This is a genomic window from Agromyces sp. Y182 (assembly GCF_059445385.1).
Genome location: NZ_JCAIUF010000001.1, coordinates 2,912,013 through 2,931,516 on the forward strand (window position 1 = coordinate 2,912,013; position 19,504 = coordinate 2,931,516).

17 protein-coding genes are annotated in these 19,504 nt (G+C 69.4%); 13 read left to right on the forward strand and 4 right to left on the reverse strand.

The features are described from left to right. The first annotated feature begins 124 nt into the window (after window positions 1-124). The 8 genes from AC1C2R_RS13410 (at window position 125) to AC1C2R_RS13445 (ending at window position 9,004) form a co-directional block, all read left to right on the forward strand. Window positions 125-1,825 (forward strand): ABC-F family ATP-binding cassette domain-containing protein, encoded by a 1,701-nt coding sequence (locus AC1C2R_RS13410; protein ID WP_495380237.1) that lies wholly within the window; start codon window positions 125-127, stop codon window positions 1,823-1,825. A 63-nt stretch (window positions 1,826-1,888) separates the two neighbouring features. Beyond that, entirely contained in the window at window positions 1,889-3,013 is a 1,125-nt protein-coding gene (locus AC1C2R_RS13415; RefSeq protein WP_495352982.1) for a GuaB3 family IMP dehydrogenase-related protein, read from the forward strand. A 140-nt stretch (window positions 3,014-3,153) separates the two neighbouring features. Next, complete coding sequence (locus AC1C2R_RS13420; protein WP_495380238.1) at window positions 3,154-4,899, forward strand: glycerol-3-phosphate dehydrogenase/oxidase; 1,746 nt, start codon at window positions 3,154-3,156, stop codon at window positions 4,897-4,899. A gap of 158 nt (window positions 4,900-5,057) precedes the next feature. After that, window positions 5,058-5,573, forward strand: coding sequence for a cation:proton antiporter regulatory subunit (locus AC1C2R_RS13425; protein ID WP_495352984.1), 516 nt, complete (start codon window positions 5,058-5,060; stop codon window positions 5,571-5,573). A gap of 11 nt (window positions 5,574-5,584) precedes the next feature. Beyond that, the gene (locus AC1C2R_RS13430; protein WP_495380239.1) at window positions 5,585-6,373 is read left to right on the forward strand and encodes an SURF1 family protein; all 789 of its coding nucleotides are present in this window, start codon (window positions 5,585-5,587) and stop codon (window positions 6,371-6,373) included. 9 nt (window positions 6,374-6,382) lie between these two features. Next, entirely contained in the window at window positions 6,383-6,901 is a 519-nt protein-coding gene (locus AC1C2R_RS13435; RefSeq protein WP_495380240.1) for a DUF3817 domain-containing protein, read from the forward strand. After that, a complete protein-coding gene (gene guaA / locus AC1C2R_RS13440) occupies window positions 6,898-8,502 on the forward strand; it encodes a glutamine-hydrolyzing GMP synthase (RefSeq protein ID WP_495380241.1) in 1,605 nt (534 codons plus the stop codon). The genes AC1C2R_RS13435 and guaA overlap by 4 nt, the downstream gene beginning before the upstream one ends. A 52-nt stretch (window positions 8,503-8,554) precedes the next feature. Continuing rightward, a complete protein-coding gene (locus AC1C2R_RS13445; RefSeq protein ID WP_495380242.1) occupies window positions 8,555-9,004 on the forward strand; it encodes an SRPBCC family protein in 450 nt (149 codons plus the stop codon). Window positions 9,005-9,064: 60 nt separating this feature from the next. On the opposite strand, the gene AC1C2R_RS13450 is transcribed toward AC1C2R_RS13445, so the two are convergent. After that, entirely contained in the window at window positions 9,065-9,601 is a 537-nt protein-coding gene (locus tag AC1C2R_RS13450) for a TetR/AcrR family transcriptional regulator (RefSeq protein ID WP_495380243.1), read from the reverse strand. A 66-nt stretch (window positions 9,602-9,667) separates the two neighbouring features. On the opposite strand from AC1C2R_RS13450, the gene AC1C2R_RS13455 reads away from it, so the two are divergent. Then, window positions 9,668-10,738, forward strand: a complete 1,071-nt coding sequence (locus tag AC1C2R_RS13455; RefSeq protein ID WP_495380244.1) for an FAD-dependent monooxygenase — start codon at window positions 9,668-9,670, stop codon at window positions 10,736-10,738. 64 nt (window positions 10,739-10,802) lie between these two features. On the opposite strand, the gene AC1C2R_RS13460 is transcribed toward AC1C2R_RS13455, so the two are convergent. After that, the gene (locus AC1C2R_RS13460; protein WP_495380245.1) at window positions 10,803-11,621 is read right to left on the reverse strand and encodes a Bax inhibitor-1/YccA family protein; all 819 of its coding nucleotides are present in this window, start codon (window positions 11,619-11,621) and stop codon (window positions 10,803-10,805) included. A 156-nt stretch (window positions 11,622-11,777) separates the two neighbouring features. On the opposite strand from AC1C2R_RS13460, the gene AC1C2R_RS13465 reads away from it, so the two are divergent. Next, window positions 11,778-12,827: a glycerophosphodiester phosphodiesterase family protein gene (locus AC1C2R_RS13465; protein ID WP_495352992.1), complete on the forward strand. Its 1,050-nt coding sequence runs from the start codon at window positions 11,778-11,780 to the stop codon at window positions 12,825-12,827. 4 nt (window positions 12,828-12,831) lie between these two features. On the opposite strand, the gene AC1C2R_RS13470 is transcribed toward AC1C2R_RS13465, so the two are convergent. Next, window positions 12,832-13,656 carry a ChbG/HpnK family deacetylase gene (locus tag AC1C2R_RS13470; RefSeq protein ID WP_495352993.1) on the reverse strand — a complete coding sequence of 275 codons (825 nt, stop codon included), beginning with the start codon at window positions 13,654-13,656 and terminating at the stop codon, window positions 12,832-12,834. Further along, window positions 13,653-15,044, reverse strand: a complete 1,392-nt coding sequence (locus AC1C2R_RS13475; RefSeq protein ID WP_495352994.1) for an MFS transporter — start codon at window positions 15,042-15,044, stop codon at window positions 13,653-13,655. Before AC1C2R_RS13475 ends, AC1C2R_RS13470 begins: the two co-directional genes overlap by 4 nt. 148 nt (window positions 15,045-15,192) lie before the next feature. On the opposite strand from AC1C2R_RS13475, the gene AC1C2R_RS13480 reads away from it, so the two are divergent. Genes AC1C2R_RS13480 through AC1C2R_RS13490 form a run of 3 tightly spaced genes read left to right on the forward strand, consistent with a single transcriptional unit; the run spans window position 15,193 to window position 19,318 of the window. Beyond that, window positions 15,193-17,661 carry an ATP-dependent helicase gene (locus AC1C2R_RS13480; RefSeq protein ID WP_495380246.1) on the forward strand — a complete coding sequence of 823 codons (2,469 nt, stop codon included), beginning with the start codon at window positions 15,193-15,195 and terminating at the stop codon, window positions 17,659-17,661. Between the two features lie 2 nt (window positions 17,662-17,663). Continuing rightward, window positions 17,664-18,779 (forward strand): FUSC family protein, encoded by a 1,116-nt coding sequence (locus AC1C2R_RS13485; protein WP_495380247.1) that lies wholly within the window; start codon window positions 17,664-17,666, stop codon window positions 18,777-18,779. Next, window positions 18,776-19,318, forward strand: a complete 543-nt coding sequence (locus AC1C2R_RS13490) for an NUDIX domain-containing protein (protein WP_495352997.1) — start codon at window positions 18,776-18,778, stop codon at window positions 19,316-19,318. Before AC1C2R_RS13485 ends, AC1C2R_RS13490 begins: the two co-directional genes overlap by 4 nt. Window positions 19,319-19,504 lie beyond the last annotated feature (186 nt).

Sequence of the window (19,504 nt, forward strand, 5' to 3'; positions counted from 1 at the left end):
CCAGCTTGCCGCAGATCGGCCCGCGTTGGCAGGGCGAGCGCAGAGGCGCTAGTCTGGTCGGCTGCCCAACGGGCGGTGCGGCACCGGGTGAATGCGCCCAGCCGCGTACCGAACGGACACTCCCATGGGTTTCATCGACGTCAACGGCGTCTCATTCTCGCTGCCCGACGGCCGGCCATTGCTCGCCGACCTCGCCTTCCGGGTGACGGACGGCGCGACCACCGCCCTCATCGGCGCGAACGGCGCGGGCAAGTCGACGCTGCTGCGCATCATCCGCGGCGAGTTGCGCCCCGACGAGGGCAGCGTGCAGGTCGATGGCGGTCTCGGCGTGATGGACCAGTTCGTCGGCACCGGGCAGACGGTGGAGGGCACGGATGCCACGGTCGCGGGCCTGCTCGTCTCGGTCGCGCCGACCCGCGTGCGAGCGGCGGCGATCGAGCTCGAGGCATCCGAGAACGCCCTCATCGAACGCGACGACACCGCAGCGCAGATGCGCTACGCGACCGCGCTCGCCGAGTACGCCGAAGCGGGCGGATACGAGCAGGAGGTCGTGTGGGACCACTGCACGATCGCGGCCCTCGGCATCCCGTTCGAGCGTGCGAAGTGGCGTGAGCTCTCGACCCTCTCGGGCGGCGAGCAGAAGCGGCTCGCGCTCGAGGCGCTCTTCCGCGGCCCCGAGCAGGTGCTGCTGCTCGACGAGCCCGACAACTCGCTCGACGTGCCGGGCAAGCGCTGGCTCGAGTCGCAATTGCGGGCCACTCCCAAGACCGTGCTGCTCGTCTCGCACGATCGCGAGCTGCTCGCTCGTGCCGCCGACCGCATCGTGACGCTCGAGCTCGGCGCGGCGGGCAACACGGCGTGGGTGCACGGCGGCAGCTTCGAGGGCTACCACCGCGCACGAGAGGAACGCTTCGAGCGGCTCGACGAACTCCGCCGCCGCTGGGACGAGCAGCACGCCGCACTGAAGACCCTCGTCGCAACGCTGAAGGTCAAGGCGACGTACAACGCCGACATGGCGTCGCGGTACCACGCCGCGATGACCCGGCTGCGCAGGTTCGAAGAGGCCGGTCCGCCCGAGGAACGACCGCCCGCGCAGGCCGTCTCGATGCGACTCCGGGGTTCGCGCACCGGCAAGCGCGCGGTCGTCGGGGAGCGCCTCGAACTCACGGGCCTGATGAAGCCGTTCGACCTCGAGGTCTGGTACGGCGACCGGGTCGCGGTGCTCGGCTCGAACGGTTCGGGCAAGTCGCACTTCCTGCGCCTGCTCGCGGGCGGCGGCACCGAGCCCGATCGCACGCTCGGGCACATCACGACCATCGGCGAGACGCTCGCACGGGTGCCGCACACGGGCAAGGCAGTGCTCGGCGCGCGGGTCGTGCCCGGCTGGTTCGCGCAGAACCACGAGCATCCCGAGTACCGCGGTCGCGCCCTGCTCGACATCCTGCATCGCGGTGATGCGAACCGTGACGGCATGGCACGCGAGGCGGCGAGTTCCGCCCTCGATCGGTATGGGCTCGTGGCATCCGCTCAGCAGACCTTCGACTCGCTCTCGGGCGGCCAGCAGGCGCGCTTGCAGATTCTGCTGCTGGAGCTCTCGGGCGCAACACTGCTACTGCTCGACGAACCGACCGACAACCTCGACCTGGTCTCGGCCGAGGCGCTCGAACACGGGCTCTCGCGCTTCGACGGCACGGTACTCGCGGTCACGCACGATCGCTGGTTCACTCGCGGGTTCGATCGGTTCCTCGTGTTCGGCGGCGACGGCGAGGTCTACGAGTCGGATGCCCCGGTGTGGGACGAGAAGCGCGTCGCGCGGGCCCGTTAGGGCGCGGGTTCGAGACGTCGATCATCCTCAACCGGCGAAGTGCCGGTTGGGTAGGGTTGAGTGGTGACTCAGGAGATCGAGATCGGCCGCTCCAAGCGGGGCCAGCGCGTCTACGCATTCGATGACATCGCGATCGTGCCGAGTCGGCGCACCCGCGACCCCGAAGACGTCTCGGTCGGCTGGTCGATCGACGCCTACCAATTCGACATCCCGTTCCTCGCGGCGCCGATGGACTCCGTCGTCTCGCCGCAGACCGCGATCATGATGGGGCAGCTCGGCGGTCTCGGCGTGCTCGACCTCGAGGGTCTCTGGACCCGCTACGAAGAACCCGAGCCGGTGCTCGCCGAGATCCGCAATCTCACGCCCGAGCACGCGACCGCGCGCATGCAGCAGCTCTACTCCGAGCCGATCAAGCCTGAGCTCGTCACGGCACGTCTCGCCGAGATCCGCGCCGCGGGCGTCACCGTCGCCGGTGCGCTCTCGCCCCAGCGCACGCAAGAGCTCTACGAGACCGTCGTCGCCGCCGGCGTCGACCTGTTCGTCATTCGCGGCACGACGGTGTCGGCCGAGCACGTCTCGAAGAATCAAGAGCCGCTGAACCTCAAGAAGTTCATCTACGAGCTCGACGTGCCCGTGATCGTCGGCGGTGCAGCCACCTACACGGCAGCCCTGCACCTGATGCGCACCGGGGCTGCGGGTGTGCTCGTCGGTTTCGGCGGGGGAGCGGCCTCGACGACCCGAGCGACGCTCGGCATCCACGCACCCATGGCCACGGCGGTCGCGGATGTCGCAGGCGCGCGCCGCGACTACCTCGACGAGTCCGGTGGCCGCTACGTGCACGTCATCGCCGACGGCGGCGTCGGCAAGTCGGGCGACATCGTTAAGGCGATCGCATGCGGCGCCGACGCGGTCATGCTGGGAACGGCGCTCGCGCGGGCGACGGATGCCCCGGGCGGCGGATACCACTGGGGCGCCGAAGCGCACCACCCCAAGCTCCCGCGCGGGCAGCGCGTGCACGTCGGCCAGGTCGCCCCGCTCGAAGAGGTGCTCTACGGGCCGGCACCGTCGGCCGACGGTGTCACGAACCTCATCGGGGCGCTCCGCCGCTCGATGGCGACGACCGGGTACTCCGACCTGAAGGAGTTCCAGCGCGTCGAGGTCGTCGTCGCGCCGTATCAAGGGCTGTAACCGAACCGGGTGGCTCCGAGGCGGGTTTCGAGACGGCACTGGCGCACCGCCTCAACCCGCGGTGCCAACGTGTCTCGCTTCGGGTAGCGTGGAAACGGATCACGCGGCCCGGCCGTGAGGCCGCGGGGATGGGGTGCACGATGGCAACTCAGAAATCGGCGAGGCTCAAGTCGGTGACGCGTTCGACCAAGCTCGGACCAGAGGAGAGAGTGGCCGCGATCGCGCGGCTGAAGGAGAAAGAGCTCGACGTCCTCGTGGTCGGCGGCGGCATCGTCGGCACCGGAGCGGCGCTCGACGCCGTGACGCGAGGGCTCTCGACCGGGATGCTCGAAGCTCGTGACTGGGCGTCGGGCACTTCGAGTCGATCGTCGAAGCTCGTGCACGGCGGCATCCGCTATCTCGAACAGCTCGACTTCCGGCTCGTGCGCGAGGCGCTCATCGAACGCGGCCTGCTGCTGCAGCGCATCGCGCCGCACCTCGTCAAGCCCGTGCGGTTCCTCTACCCCGTGCAGAAGCGCATCTTCGAGCGCTTGTACGTCGGTGCGGGCATGCTGCTCTACGACATCTTCAGCTACACCGGAGGGCGGCCACCCGGGGTGCCTCACCACCGGCACCTGTCGAAGCGGCAGGTGCTGCGGGCGATCCCGTCGCTCTCGAAGGACGCACTCGTCGGCGGACTCACGTATTACGACGCGCAGGTCGACGACGCCCGCTACGTGGCGAGTCTCGCGCGTACTGCCTCGTTCTACGGCGCGCACGTTGCGAGTCGTGTCAAGGTCGACGGCTTCATCAAGGTCGGCGAACGGGTCGTCGGCGTGAAGGCGCACGACCTCGAGACCGACGAGCACTTCGAGGTGCGGGCCAAGCAGGTCGTGAACGCCACCGGCGTGTGGACCGACGACACGCAGCGCATGGTCGGCGAGCGCGGCACGTTCAAGGTGCGCGCCTCGAAGGGCGTGCACCTCGTCGTGCCCCGCGACCGCATCCAGTCGGCGATGGGCATGATCTTCCGCACCGAGAAGAGCGTGCTGTTCGTGATTCCGTGGGGCCGGCACTGGCTCATCGGCACGACCGACACCGACTGGAACCTCGACAAAGCCCACCCTGCGGCGACCGCGGCCGACATCGACTACCTGCTCGAGCATGTGAACGCCGTGCTCGGCATCCCGCTCACGAGAGAAGACGTCGAGGGCGTCTACGCAGGGCTCAGGCCCCTGCTCGCCGGGGAGAGCGACCAGACCTCGAAGCTCTCGCGTGAGCACCTCGTCGCGCACACCGTGCCCGGCCTCGTCGTCATCGCAGGTGGAAAGTTCACGACCTACCGCGTCATGGCGAAGGACGCGATCGATGCCGCCGCCGATGCGCTCGACGACAAGGTGCCGAAGTCGACGACGCAAGACATTCCGCTCCTCGGGGCCGAGGGCTACCAAGCCGCGTGGAACAAGCGCGGCAAGATCGCCCGTGCGTTCGGCGTGCACGAGGTGCGCATCGAGCACCTGCTGAACCGCTACGGCACGATGACCGACGAGTTGCTCGACCTGATCCGCGATGACGCCGCGCTCGGCGAACCGCTGCCGGGGGCCGACGACTACCTCGGCGCCGAGGTCGTGTACGCGGCTTCGCATGAGGGCGCCCTGCACCTCGACGACGTGCTCGCCCGGCGCACCCGCATCTCGATCGAGGCGTGGGATCGCGGAGTCTCGGCTGCGCCCGTTGCTGCACGGCTGATGGGCGAGGTGCTCGGCTGGGACACGGCTCGCCAGTCGCTCGAGGTCGAGCGCTACCTCGAGCGGGTCGCTGCAGAGCGCGCCTCGCAGGAGCAGCCCGACGACGAGTCGGCCGACCGTGTGCGGCTCGAGGCGCCCGATATCGTGAAGGTGGATTGAGCGCTCAGAACGCTCCAAGCCGCCGGGGCAGATTTCGACGACGTGCCCGCTGTCGGTGCTGAGAGCGCAGAGGCCGTGCGCCTGGGCGCTTGGGCGTCGAGAGGTGTGGACGTCGATAGACTAGGGACGATCCCGCTCGACCCGGAGGTGACCGCGCCATGATCGACGTCCGCCGGGTGGCGCTCCCCGGAGTCGGCGTGCTCCACTCGTTCACGACCGATGACGGCGTCGAGGTGTCGGTGGTCGCGCACCGAACGGGTGCCAGTGACCTCATGACGCGACCGGCCGGAAGCGGCGAGGATCATCCGGCCACGACCGTGCGGCTGAGCGACGACGAGGCACGCGTGGTCGCCGAACTCCTCGGCGGGACGAGCATCGTGACGTCGATTTCCGAACTCGACGAGCTGCCGGGCGTGCCCATGGACTGGTTCGTCGTCGACGCCGACGACGCTGTGCGCGGCCGTCCGCTCGGCGAGTTCGATCGACCCGGTGAGGTCGTGATCGCTGCGGTCGTGCGCGACGACCACGCCTATCCGACGCCGTCCGACGACTTCGTCACCCAGGTCGGCGACACCATCGTCGCCATCGGGCCGAAGGAGCGCGTCGACGCCGCATTCAGCGCGTTCCGCCACGGAGCGGCGCCACTCGAGCGCGGCGAGGACCCCAGCGCCTGATGCTCCACATGATGCTGCGCCCACGGTGGGTGCTCGCACTGCTCCTCGCCCTCGGCATCGCCGCGGCCTTCGCACTGCTCGGCCAGTGGCAGCTCGAGCGTGCGGTCGAGCAGTCGGTCGTGGTCGAGCGGCCCACCGAAGAAGTGCGGCCGTTCGCCGGCGTCGCCGAGCCCGACCAACCGACCGAGCAAGCCGCGACCGCCCAGATCGTCGAGGTGACGGGCACCGTCGTGCCGGGTGACACGGTGATCGTCGAAGGGCGACTGAACGACGGCGTCGCGGGCTTCTGGCCGGTCGTGCATCTCGAGGTGACGGATGGCACGCCGGGCGGGTTGCCCGTCGCGCTCGGTTGGGCGGCCGACGAGCAGACCGCTCGTGAGGCGGCCGATCGGTTCGAGGCCGGCCTCGACCCCCTCGAACCCATCACACTCGTCGGGCGGTTCCTGCCGAGCGAAGCGCCGATCGCCCCCGATGACGAAGCCGACCCGTTCTCGATGCAGGCCGTCGCTGTCGCGCAGTTCATCAACGTGTGGGCGGAATTCGACGACCGGCCCGTCTACTTCGGCTACATCACCGCAGCCGAGCCGGTCGCCGGACTCGAAGCCATCGTCTCTCCGCCGCCCGAGCAGGAGGCGGAGCTGAACTGGCTCAACATCTTCTATGCCGCGGAGTGGGTCGTCTTCGCCGGCTTCGCGATCTACCTCTGGTACCGCCTCGTGCGCGATGCCGTCGAGCGGGAGCGAGACGAGCAGGCCGAGGCCGCGGCATCCGTCGATCGCACGCCCAGTGACGCCACGTAGACTGGTGCCATGCCGCTCGAGCCGAAATCTGCCGATCTGCCGCGCATTCGCGGGGCGCTGAAGTTCTACCAGGTGGCCTCGGTCATCACGGGTGTCATGCTGCTGTTGCTGTGCGCCGAGATGATCCTGAAGTACGTGTTCCACCTCGAGCTCTTCGCGTTCGGCGATCAGGGCGTGCTCGCGTTCACCCCGGTGATCGAGACGGCGGCCGGGCTCGAATCGACCGGCACGGGTGTGAACCTGTCGACCGGCATCCTCATCGCCCACGGCTGGTTCTACGTCGTCTACCTCTTCAGCGACTTCCGTCTCTGGAGCCTCATGCGCTGGCCGTTCAGCCGGTTCATCATCATCGCGCTCGGCGGCGTCGTGCCGTTCCTCTCGTTCTTCCTCGAGGCGCGCATCGGCCGCGAGGTGCGTGGCTACCTCGACGCCCGCGAGGTCCGCGAGGCCGATGCGGCCGACGCGACCCCGTCCGTGGCGACATCCGACACCCCCGACACTTCCAACCCCGTGGAGGCCCAGCAGTGACCGATCAGCCCACCGAGCAGCGGCCGGTGCTCGTCGTCGACTTCGGAGCGCAGTACGCGCAACTCATCGCTCGGCGGGTGCGCGAGGCATCCGTCTATTCCGAGATCGTGCCGCACACCATCACCGCCGCTGAGGTCGCGGCCAAGAACCCCATCGGCATCGTGCTGTCCGGAGGGCCGTCGTCGGTCTACGAAGAAGGTGCGCCCGCGCTCGACGAGGGTATCCTGCAGCTCGGCGTGCCGACGCTCGGTATCTGCTATGGCTTCCAGGTGATGGCCAAGCAGCTCGGCGGCGAGGTCGCGCACACCGGTCTCCGCGAGTACGGCGCGACGGCCGCCACGCTGACGGCGCTCCCTAAGCCCGTCGAAGGGGCCGAGGCCAACGTTCTGCTCGAAGGTCAGCCCGCCGGGCAGACCGTGTGGATGAGCCACGGCGACTCGGTCTCGCGCGCTCCCGACGGCTTCGAGGTGCTCGCCTCGACGGAGTCGACACCGGTCGCCGCGTTCGCGAACGATGAGAAGCGCTTCTACGGGGTGCAGTGGCACCCAGAGGTCAAGCACTCCCAGTACGGGCAGCAGGTCATCGAGAACTTCCTGCACCGCGCTGCCGGGATCCCGGCCGACTGGAACTCGGGCAACGTCATCGCCGAGCAGGTCGCCCGCATCCGCGAGCAGGTCGGCTCGGCTCGCGTGATCTCCGCGCTCTCGGGCGGCGTCGACTCTGCGGTGTCGACCGCGCTCGTGCAGGAGGCGGTCGGCGACCAGTTGACCGCGGTCTTCGTCGACCACGGGCTGCTTCGCCAGGGCGAGCGCGAGCAAGTGCAGAACGACTACGTGGCCGCGACGGGCGTGCGTCTCATCACGGTCGACGCCGCCGACGTCTTCCTCGACGCGCTCGCGGGGGTCACCGACCCCGAGGAGAAGCGCAAGATCATCGGCCGGGAGTTCATCCGCGCGTTCGAGCAGGCCGAGCACGACCTCGTCGCCGAGGCCGCCGCCGACGGACAACCGATCAAGTTCCTCGTGCAGGGCACGCTCTACCCCGACGTCGTCGAATCGGGCGGCGGCACGGGCACTGCGAACATCAAGAGCCACCACAACGTCGGCGGCCTGCCCGAAGACCTGCAGTTCGAGCTCGTCGAGCCGCTGCGCACCCTCTTCAAAGACGAGGTGCGTGCGATCGGGCGCGAGCTCGGCCTGCCCGAGGCGATCGTCGGTCGTCAGCCGTTTCCGGGGCCCGGCCTCGGCATCCGCATCGTGGGCGAGGTCACCCGTGATCGTCTCGATCTGCTCCGCGCGGCGGATGCGATCGCCCGTGCCGAACTGACCGCCGCGGGCCTCGACCAGGAGATCTGGCAGTGCCCCGTCGTGCTGCTCGCCGACGTGCGGTCGGTGGGCGTGCAGGGCGACGGCCGCACCTACGGCCACCCCATCGTGCTGCGGCCCGTCTCGTCGGAAGACGCGATGACCGCTGACTGGACTCGGTTGCCCTACGACGTGCTCGCTCGCATCAGCAACCGCATCACGAATGAGGTGGCCGAGGTCAACCGGGTCGTGCTCGACATCACGTCGAAGCCGCCGGGCACCATCGAATGGGAATGATGCTGCGGCGGCCCGATGCGAGCCGTGCGTCGTTCCAAACGCTCGGCCGCTGATGGCGACGGCCGGGAGGCGGATCTCCCTCCGGGTCGCGCGTGAGGTCGGCCGCCCCGCGAACGAGGTCTGGGCGGTGGTTGCCGACTACGGCAACGACCCGCTCTGGCGCGCCGGCGTTGCGACGATGGACCCCGACCCTTCGGGAGCTGTCGGGGTCGGCACCACAACGCGAGAGGTCATGCGATTCGCGGGCACGACCTATCGCAACGGCGGCATCGTGAGGACCGTGGAGCACGGGCGGTCGTTCACGTGGCGGACGACCTCGGGCATCGATGCGGAGGGAGGGCGGTCCGTCGAGCCGATCGACGGGCTGCGCTGCGTGTTCACGTTCCACGTGCACATCCGGCCCCGCGGCGTGGAGCGCTGGTTCGCCCTGCCTTTGCGGTGGATGCTCGCGCGTGCGATCCGGGCGGACATCCGGCGACTGGAACGGCTCGTGCGCGACTGAGGTCGGACCCCGCGAAGTGCCCCCCGCGTCGGCCCTCATGCCCGTATCATCGGGCGTAACTCACTCGAGCAGCAGTCGACGGATGGCACGGCGGTGCGACTCGACGTCGAGCGGCTCGCCCTTCCTGGTCGTGAGCTGGTGCAGGAGCACGCCGTCCGAGTAGTCCGCGAGCCAGCGCGCTCGCTCTTCTGCGCGGTCGACGCCCGCGGCGTCGACCAAGGCGCGCGCCACGTCCACGAATCGACGGTGTCCTGCGACGACGGCATCGGGCTCCGACAGTGCGAGCACCAGACGGGCACGCGTGAGGTCCGCCTGTTCGGTGACGAACGCGGCGAGGGTGGCCGCGAGGCGGTCGGCAAGGGCGTCGGCGTCGGCCGGGGGCGGCAGCTGCGCGCCGGCGGACCAGAGCTCGAGGTCGCGCTGCTCGAGGCGCTCGACTGCAGCCGCCACGAGCGCCGCACGCGTGCGGTAGTAGTTCGAGGCGGTACCGGCGGGGGAACCGGATGCCGTGTCGACGGCGCGGTGCGTGAGTCCCTTCATGCCGGTTGCGGCGACGACATCGAGGGCGGCGTCGGCGACGAGAATGCGGCGGTCCATAGCGCGAGTGTACCGAGCCGACTACAAAAGTAGTGTCTATACTATTTTTGTAGTAGCGTGGCGCGCATGACTCGCATCCGCATCGTCGGCGGCGGAATCGCCGGGCTCGCCCTCGCGGCTTCGCTCGACCCCGACCGCTTCGATGTCACGCTCGTCGAGCAACGCACCGAGCTGGCCCGCATCCGTACCAGCTTGGCGATGTGGCCCCAGGCCGTCGACGCGCTCGAGTCGATCGGCATCGCCGACGGGCTGCGTCGCTCGAGCCCATCCATCGACCGGTTCCCATTGCGCAGCTCCGCCGGACGCACCTGGACGGAGCTGCCGACGCCCGTGGCAGTACTCGTCGCCCGCCATGACCTGCTCGCCGCGCTCGACGCGGCCGTCCCGGCATCCGTCGTTCGCACCACCGAGCGCGTCGACAGCCTGGTTGCGGCGCCCCACGAACTCGTCGTCGGGGCCGACGGCGTGCACAGCGTCGTGCGGCGCTCGGGCTGGGGCAGTCGAGCGGATGCCTCGCTGACGCCGTACCTCGCGGTGCGGGGTGTCATGCCGGACTCCGCACCGGCCGAGGCGATGGGCGAGTACTGGGGTCGCGGTCGCCTCTACGGCGTCGGGCCGCACCGTTCGGGCACCAACTGGTATGCCGCGTTCCGCTCCGACCTCGGGCCGCGCCGCATCGATGTCGCCGCCGCGCTCGAGCTCGCGCGGCAGGGTCTCGACGAGCTCGCCCCGGGCCTCGCCGACGTGCTCGCTTCGGCTGCGCCCGAGGCCACCCTCGTGCAGCGCGTCTGGACGGTTCCGCGCTTGCGTTCGTACGTGAACGGACGACTCGTGCTCGTCGGAGACGCGGCCCACGCCATGACGCCGAATCTCGGTCGAGGTGCATGCGAGGCGCTCCTCGACGCGGTCGCACTCGGGCGGCTGCTCGGGGAGCTGCCGGTCGACGAGGCGCTGAACGCGTACGACCGGGCTCGCGTTCGATCGTCGCAGCGTCTGCGTGCGGCATCCGGAGTGCTCATGCATCTCGCGCTCGCCGAACGTGCCCAACCCCTGCGCGATCGCGTGCTGGCGTTCGCCGGCAGCCGCGCCACGAGTCGCACCACGCCGCACCGTCGGGACGCGAGCATCGTCGGCTGAGCACGAGTGGACGGAAACACGAACGGCCGCCCGAGGGCGGCCGTTCGGTGAGTGCGGGACGCTGTCAGTCGCCGGACTGGATGATCGCGAGCATGCGCAGGATCTCGAGGTACAGCCAGATGACCGTCACCATGATGCCGAAGACGCCCGACCACTCGTACTTCTTCGGGGCGCGGTTGCGCACGCCCTGCTGGATGAAGTCGAAGTCGAGCACGAGCGAGTAGGCCGCCATGATGACGACGAAAATGCCGATGATGACGCCCCACGGGATACCGAAGATGAAGCTCGGCTCGCTGCGGAGCCCGAACGCGCTGTCGGTGCCGCCGAAGATCATGAGTCCGAAGTTCACGAGCGAGAAGACCGCGTAGCCGACCATCGCGATGAGGAAGATCTTCGTCGCCTTCTTCGACGCGCGGATCTTGCCCGAGGCGAAGAGTGCGAGCGTCACGCCCACGACGACGAGCGTCGCGATGACCGCCTGTGCGACGATGCCGCCGCCGAACGCCGTCTCATACCACGACGAGATGCCGCCGACGAAGACGCCCTGCACGCCCGCGTAAGCGAGGATGAGGCCCGGTGACGGCTCCTTCTTGAAGATGTTGACGAGGGCGAGCACGAAGCCGACGATGCCGGCGCCGATCCAGAGGAACGGCACGGCCTCGGTCGTGACCCAGCCGAGCGCGGCACCGACGAGAAGCAGGCCGAACGAGACGGCCGCCTTCTGGATCGTGGTGTCGACCGCCATGGTCTCGCCGGCGGGCGGGGTGGCGGGCTGGTTGTACATCTCTTGCAGCTGCTGCGCGGAGATGTCTGGCGCGGCGGCCACGCCTCCCTTGGCGGAGAACGCGGAGTTCCGCGCGAAGGCGGGGTTGTCGAGAGCCATGGGTTTCCTCTGCTTTCGGCTGTGATCTTGCTCGGGCGGCGGCTGCACGTGGCATCCGTTGCCAGAACAAACCTACCCGAGTTACCCGTGACAACGCCTTGAGTTCTCGCGGAATTCCCGCGGTTTTCGTCGCGTGCCCTGACTACGCTGGATCGCATGCTGCACGACGAGACTCCGCGCCCTCTCGTGATCGGTCACCGTGGCGCACCGGGCTACCGCCCAGAGCACACTCGCTCGGCCTACGAACTCGCCTTCGCGCTCGGCGCCGACGCGGTCGAGCCCGACATCGTCGCGACGCGCGATGGCGTGCTGGTGCTGCGACACGAGAACGAGATCTCGGGCACCACGGATGTCGCGAGCCGCCCTGAATTCGCCGGTCGCCGCACCACGCGCGAGATCGACGGCACGGCCCTCACCGGCTGGTTCACTGAAGACTTCACGTGGGCCGAACTCGCCACACTGCGTGCGCGGGAGCGCCTCGGCTCGCTCCGTCAGGCGAGCGCGAGCTTCGACGGACGATTCCCGATCATCCGGCTGCGCGAACTCTTCGAGATCATCGACCTCGCCGCGGGGGAGCAGCGGCGGCTGCTGCGGATGGTCGCCGAGTTCAAGCACGCCGCGCATTTCGATGCGCTGGGGCTCCCGCTCGACGAGCTCTTCGCCGCCGAGCTCGACGCGGCCGGCTGGGGCCGCGGCGATGAGCGGCTCATCATGGAGGCGTTCGAACCGACACTGCTCGACCGGCTCGGGGCACGCGGCATCCGGGGCAAGCGGGTGTTCCTCATCGAGGGCGCGAGTGCGCCGTGGGATCTCGTGCTCGAGCAGGGCCGAGCTGCGCCCCGCTACGACTCGTTCGTGACCGAGGCTGGACTGCTGGGACTCACCGGGAGATTCGACGGGGTGAGCGTCGGCAAGGCGCGGCTCGTCGGCGGGGCTCGCGTGAAGCGGGCAGCGGATGCCTCGAGCCAGCCGCTCACGGGGGCCGACCTCGTCGATGCGGCGCACGCCGCGGGCCTCGAGATCTACACCTGGACCTTGCGCCCCGAGAACCGCTTCCTGTCGGCTCCGTTCCGGCGCGGCACCGCCCGTGCGGCCTACGGCGATTGGCTCGGCGAGTTCGTCGAGGTCATGCGCATGGGGGTCGACGGGGTGTTCGTCGACCAGCCCGACCTCGGGCTCGAGGCACGTCGGGCTGCGACCCTCTGACGGTTCACCACGCCTCGACGAGCTCGATGCCCTCCGTGTCGATCGCCGCACGGAACCGATCGTCGCGGAGCAGCGCGAGCTCCCACGCGCGGACGATGCCGTCGGGGCCTGCGACGGCGTGCTCGGGCGCGGGGTGCATGAAGATCTCGCTCGTGCCCTCGGGCAGTGCCCCGAGGATGCGGAGGTAGCCGTCGAGGAGTGCGTCGTAACCGCCGAGTTGTGCCGCCGAGCTGCGGTTCGTCGCGATCGCTGCGGGAATCGGCACGCTGAGTGCGTCAGCGGCAGCCACCGCCGTGGCGTGCGCCGCCGCCGTTTCGGCGGGAAGGGCGCTGCCGATGTAGAGCGTCGGGTCGCGCGGGAGCCGGAACCCCAGTCGGTGGCGCGCCGCGAGTTCGAGGGCCTCGCCCGTGAACGAGCGTCCGGTGAGTCCGTAGAGCGTGCCGGCATGCGAGTCGAGGGCGAGCGGTCGGATGCCCCAGTCGAGCAACCGCTGGAGTTGTGCGCCGAGCTCGGCGGCGACCTCGCCGGGGTCGGCCCGGGTGCCCACCTCTTCGGGATCGAACGGCAGCATGCCGTCGTCCGAGACGAGCGATGCGGCGGCTTCGATCGGCCGCCATCCGGCGAGGCCGCGTTCGCTCGAGAGTGTCGCGTGCAGCCGAGGCGTGACGCCGGCGTGGGCGACGGCGCTCGCCGCGGCCCCGGCTCCGGGCGCGACGACGATGACCGTCGCCGCGGTGATGGCGCCCTCGGCGGCGAGACGTGCGATCTCCACTGCGCTCTCGGGCTCACGCCCGAGGTCGTCGGCGGTGAGCACGAGTCGGCGCGTCATTGCGCCGTCTCGTCGTCGGCAGCGGCGGTGCGCACCGACTCGAGGGTCGTCGCGCCGTCGGCCTCGGCTTCGGTGAGGCCATCGGGCACCCGGATGAACCGGGCGAGGATCGCCCCGACCACGCAGAGGAGGAACGGGTACACGCAGAGATAGAAGCGGAACGCGACATCCGGTTGGCTGCCGGGGTCGTCACCCGAGTTGTAGCCGAAGAAGATGCCGAGCGAGGCGAGTGCGAGGCCCGTGATGATGCCGTTGAGCCGACCGAAGAAACCGAACGCCGAGAGGAAGAGTCCCTCGCGGTGCTGACCGTGCCGACGGGCGTCGTCGTCGAGCACGCGAGCCACGATGAGATCGTTCGTGGCGAGCATGCCCGAGTAGCCGGCGCCGACGAGGAGGCCGGCGAGCAGGGCGGTGACGAGGTCGACCGCGAAGAAGAGCGGGATGAAGCTGATCGCGAGGATGAAGAATGCGAGTCGCCAGGTGAACGCCGCGCCCTTGCGGCGGATCACGCGCGTCCACACCACGAGGCCGCCTGCCGAGCAGAGGATGACGGTGGCCTGCAGGTAGAGCGCATTCGCGACGGGCAGGCCGAGGGAGTAGCGCACGAACAGCTGGAGTCCGGCGAGCACGAGCGCCATCGCGCTCGCGTAGCACGCGCCCGCGACCCCGATCGACCAGAACTTCGGATTGCGGATGATCGTGAGGAGCGTCGCGAAGAAGCGCGGCCGCGCGCCCTCGGCGTAACGGGGGTTCTCCTTCGCGCTGAACGCCATGAAAAGGATGACGGCCGTGGCGATCGCTCCGTAGATGATCGCGGTCGTGGTGAAGCCGACCGTCGTGTCTTCGGTGCCGAACACTTGCGTCGTCAGCAGCGGCGTGATCGCGAGCGAGATCACGAGGGCGACGAGCTGGAAGCCCTGCCGAAGCGAGTTCGCGACGGCTCGCTTGCGCTCGCGCGGGAAGAGCTCGGGAAGCAAGGCGCCGTAGTTCGCGTTCAGCATCGAGTCGAACGCCTCGCAGAGGATCGCAAAGATCGCGAACCAGAGCACGAGCCCGAGTCCCTCGAGCGAGTCGGGCGCGGAGAAGAAGGCGATCATGCTCGCGGCGAGGAGCGGTGCGCCGATGACGAGCCACGGCCGGCGGCGGCCCCAGCGGGTGCGGGTGCGGTCGGAGAGGAAGCCGAGCACCGGGTTGTCGACGGCGTCGATGACGGCGTAGACGATCATGACTCCCGCATACACGCGCACGTCGAGGCCGAGGATGTCGACGTAGTAGAGGATCATCGACCCCTTGATCATGTTGATCGGGATCGAGGTGCCGAACATGCCGATGGCATATCGCCATGGGGCGGTGGCAGGAGGAGGTGTCGTCTCAGCGCGTTCGGTCATCGTCGTCCTTCGCTCGGGCTGCGCAAATGTTACGACATTCTGAGGAGGTTCGTCGATGGGCCGCCGCCTCCCACGGCGTCGGAACGGCCGTCGCGTGGGCGCACCGCCGAGGGGCGATGTCGGCGGTCGCGCTTAGACTTGAGGGGATATGACGCTGATCCTCGACCCCGACGAACCGGCCGGCTGGCGCGAGGCCCAGCCCGCGACATCCGAGGGCCACTCCGCCTCCCGCCTGACCGACGGGCTGAACCCCGAACAGCGCGAGGCCGTCGAGTACCGCGGGCCCGCGCTGCTCATCGTCGCGGGCGCAGGCTCGGGCAAGACGCGCGTGCTCACGCACCGCATCGCGAGCCTCATCGAGAGCCGCGAGGCGTGGCCGAGCCAGATCCTCGCGATCACGTTCACGAACAAGGCCGCGGCCGAGATGCGCGAGCGCGTCCAGGCGCTGCTTGGCGAAAGCGCGTCGGGCATGTGGATCTCGACCTTCCACTCCGCGTGCGTGCGCATCCTGCGCCGCGAGGCCGAGTCGATCGGCATGTCGTCGACGTTCACGATCTACGACTCAGCCGACCAGCGCACGATCCTCAAGCGCATCATCAAAGAACTCGCGGCCGACACCATGGGCTTCACCCCCGCGAGTGCGCAGGCCAAGATCTCGAAGCTGAAGAACGAGCTCGCCGACGCAGACACCCACGCGCGCAACGCGAACATGAACGACCCGCAAGAGGCCATGTTCGTCGAGATCTTCCGCCAGTACACGCGGCGGCTGCGAGCAGCGAGCGCCCTCGACTTCGATGACCTCATCGCCGAGACGGTCTACCTCTTCCGTGCCTTCCCGAAGGTCGCGGCGCTCTACCAGCGCCGCTTCCGGCACATCCTCGTCGACGAGTACCAAGACACGAACCACGCGCAGTACTCGCTCATCCACGAGCTGACCCGGCCCGTCGCGCGCGAGCTCGTCGAAGAACTCGACGAGCACGGCATCCTGGTGCGAGGGCTCACGGATGCCTCGGGGTCGATCCCCGGCGCGAGCCTCACGGTCGTCGGCGACTCCGACCAGTCGATCTACGCCTTCCGCGGCGCCGATATCCGCAACATCTCGGAGTTCGAACGCGACTTCCCGGGGGCGAAGGTCGTGCTGCTCGAGCAGAACTACCGCTCGACCCAGAACATCCTCTCCGCGGCGAACGCCGTGATCGCCAACAACTTCGACCGCAAAGAGAAGAAGCTCTGGACGGCCGACGGCGATGGCGCGCAGATCACGGGCTACACGGGCTACACCGCGCACGACGAGGCGCAGTTCATCGCCGACGAGATCGAGTCGCTGCACCGCGAGGGCGTCGCCTATCGCGACATCGCCGTCTTCTACCGCACCAACGCGCAGACCCGCGCGTTGGAAGAGATCTTCGTGCGATCGGCAGTGCCGTACCGCGTCGTCGGCGGCACGAAGTTCTATGAGCGCGCCGAGATCAAAGACGCGATGGCCTACCTGATCGCGGTTGCCAACCCCGTTGACGAGCTCGCACTCCGCCGCATCCTGAACACCCCGAAGCGCGGCATCGGTCCGGCCACCGAGACGGCGCTCGCCTCGTTCGCCGAGCAGAACGAACTGACGTTCCGGCAGGCGATGCGTGCGGTCGACGGGCTCGGCCTCGGTCCGAAGGTGACCGGGGCGATCGCGGCGCTCGCGAAGGTGCTCGACGAGGCCGCCGCGATGCTCGTGCCCTCGGCAGAGGGCATCGCCGCCGGCACGAACGTGGGTGCGGCGAAGGTCTCCGACGTGCTCGTGTACCTCATGGAGCATTCGGGCTTGCTCGACGCGCTCCGCAACAGCCGCGACCCGCAAGACGAGACCCGCGCCGAGAACGTCGAAGAGCTCGTCGCGCAGACGCGCGACTTCGACCGCGAGAACCCCGGGGCCACGCTCGTCGACTTCCTCACGCAGGTCTCGCTCGTGGCTGCGGCCGACGAGCTCGACGACGCATCCGGCACCGTCTCGCTCATGACGCTGCACACGGCGAAGGGCCTCGAATACCACGCGGTGTTCCTCACCGGCATCGAAGAGGGCCTGCTGCCGCACCAGATGTCGGCCTCCGAACCGGGTGGGCCCGCTGAAGAGCGACGGCTCTTCTACGTGGGGATCACGCGTGCCCGCAAGCGGCTGTATCTCTCGCTCGCGATGAGCCGGGCGCAGTTCGGCGAGGTCGCGGTGGCGATGCCGTCGCGCTATCTGCAGGAGATCCCCGAGGGCCTCATCGACTGGCGCCAGTCGCCGGGCATGGCGACGTCGCGCGGGGGCACGCAGCCGCGCGCGCTCAACGCCCGTCGCGGTGCTCCTGGCGGAGCATGGGGCACGCGCGACCGCGACCTCGAGCGGTTCAGCGTCACCAGGGCCGACAAGCCGAAGACCGAGTGGGCCAATCGGGTCACCGGCACGGTGCGCGACAACGGCGACCTCACGCTCGAAGCCGGAGACCGCATCCGCCACGTCGACTTCGGCGAGGGCAAGGTCACCCAGGTCACGGGCGAGGGCACGAAGCGCATCGCGCACGTCAGTTTCGACACCGCCGGGCAGAAGAAGCTCCTCATCAAGATCGCGCCCATCGAGAAGCTCTAGCAATGGGCGAACCGCTCGACTCGACGCGACCCGAAGGGCTCGTCGCGCGACTGCGTTCGCTGCGCGCACTCGACCTCGAGGTGGCGCTCCGGGCGGCCCTCGCGGCGGGCATCCCGCTCACGGTGCTCGTCGTACTCGGTCGCGTCGATCTCGCCGCGTACGCGGCATTCGGCGGCATGACCGCGATCTTCGGGCGCAACGAGCCGTACCGCACGCGGTTGCGCACGGTCACGGCCGCAGGGGCGGTGCAGCTCGGTGCGGTGGGCGTCGGCATCCTGCTGTCGGTCGCCGAGGCGCCGCTCGCAGTCGAGGCCGCCGCGCTCGCCGCGGTGATCGCCCTCGTGATCGTGCTCTTCAATACGCTCGGGGTCACGCCGTCGGGGCCGTTGTTCGCGGTCTTCGCTGTGCTCGTCTGCGCGGCCCAGCCCGTCGACGACGGCAGCGGATGGCTCCGCTGGGGCGTCACTGCGGCCGCGGCGGCGTTCGCGTGGTTGCTTGCGATGTCGGGATGGCTCCTGCGCCGCGCCGTGCGCACCCGCGGGGAGGCGATCTTCAAGTCGCTGCCTCGCACGGCGCCGGTTCGGGTGCGGGCGTACGCCGACCCTCGGGTGTGTCTGAACGTGGTGCAGAGTGTCGTCGCGGCCCTCGTCGCCGGCGGCATTGCCGTGTTGCTCGGCATCGGCCACCCGTACTGGGCGGTGGTCAGCGCCGTCGCCGTGATTCCTCCGGCGAGATCCGCCCACACCGTGCAGCGCGCGTGGCATCGGGTCATCGGCACGGCCGTCGGCGTCGGCGTCGCCGGGCTCGTACTCTGGCCCGATCCGCCGATCTGGGTGCTCGTCATCGTCATTGCGATCTGCCAGTTCGCCGCCGAGATCCTCGTGGGTCGGCATTACGGGGCTGCGCTCGTCTTCGTCACGCCGCTCGCACTCGTGGTCGCGAGCCTGGCCGGCTCGACGTCGCTGCCGGTGCTGCTCGGTGACCGATTGATCGAGACCGTCGTCGGCGCGGCCATCGGCGTCGCGGCGGTGCTCCTCGCCCGAGGCTTCGTCGAGCGCGTGCCGATGCCGCCGCCGACCGCCGCCACACCGAGCATCCGACCGATGGAGGAACCATGACCTGGCCGACCCGCGCCCGACGCACCGTGTACGAGAACCCGTGGATCACCGTCACCGAAGACGAGGTCGTGCGTCCCGACGGTCGCGACGGCATCTACGGGGTCGTCGAACTCAGGAACGACGCCGTGTTCGTCGTCGCGATGACCGACGACGACGAGGTGCTCCTCGTCACGATCGACCGGCACACGGTCGGCGAATCCATCGAGGTGCCGGCGGGTGGCACCGACGGTGAGAGCCCGCTCTCGGCCGCACGCCGAGAGCTGCTCGAGGAGACCGGCCACGAAGCAGCCGAGTGGCGCGAGATCGGGCGCATGACCGCACTGAACGGCATCTGCCGCGCCGACGAGATCGTCTACCTCGCGACCGGGCTGCGCCACGCGGCATCCGTCACTGAGTCTCAGGCCGAAGAGGGAATCAGCCGCCTGCAGGCGGTGCCGTGGCGCGAGGCCGTGCGCATGGTGCGCGACGGCGAGATCACCGACGGCGAGACCGTCGCGGCCCTCTTCTACGCGGCAGCGGCGCTCGGCCGCATCGGCTGATCGGCGTCACGGCGTTCGGCGTGTTCCCATCTCGGCTCGTACTCGGAGCGAGCTGCCATCGTGTCGCATTCCGACGCACGCACCACGACCTGAGGAGCCCGCCGCCGGTTCGGCCGCGCCGAACGGGGGGAGTAGCATGGAAGATGGCCCACTTATCTTGACGTCGAGATTCTTCGGGGCGTCGGG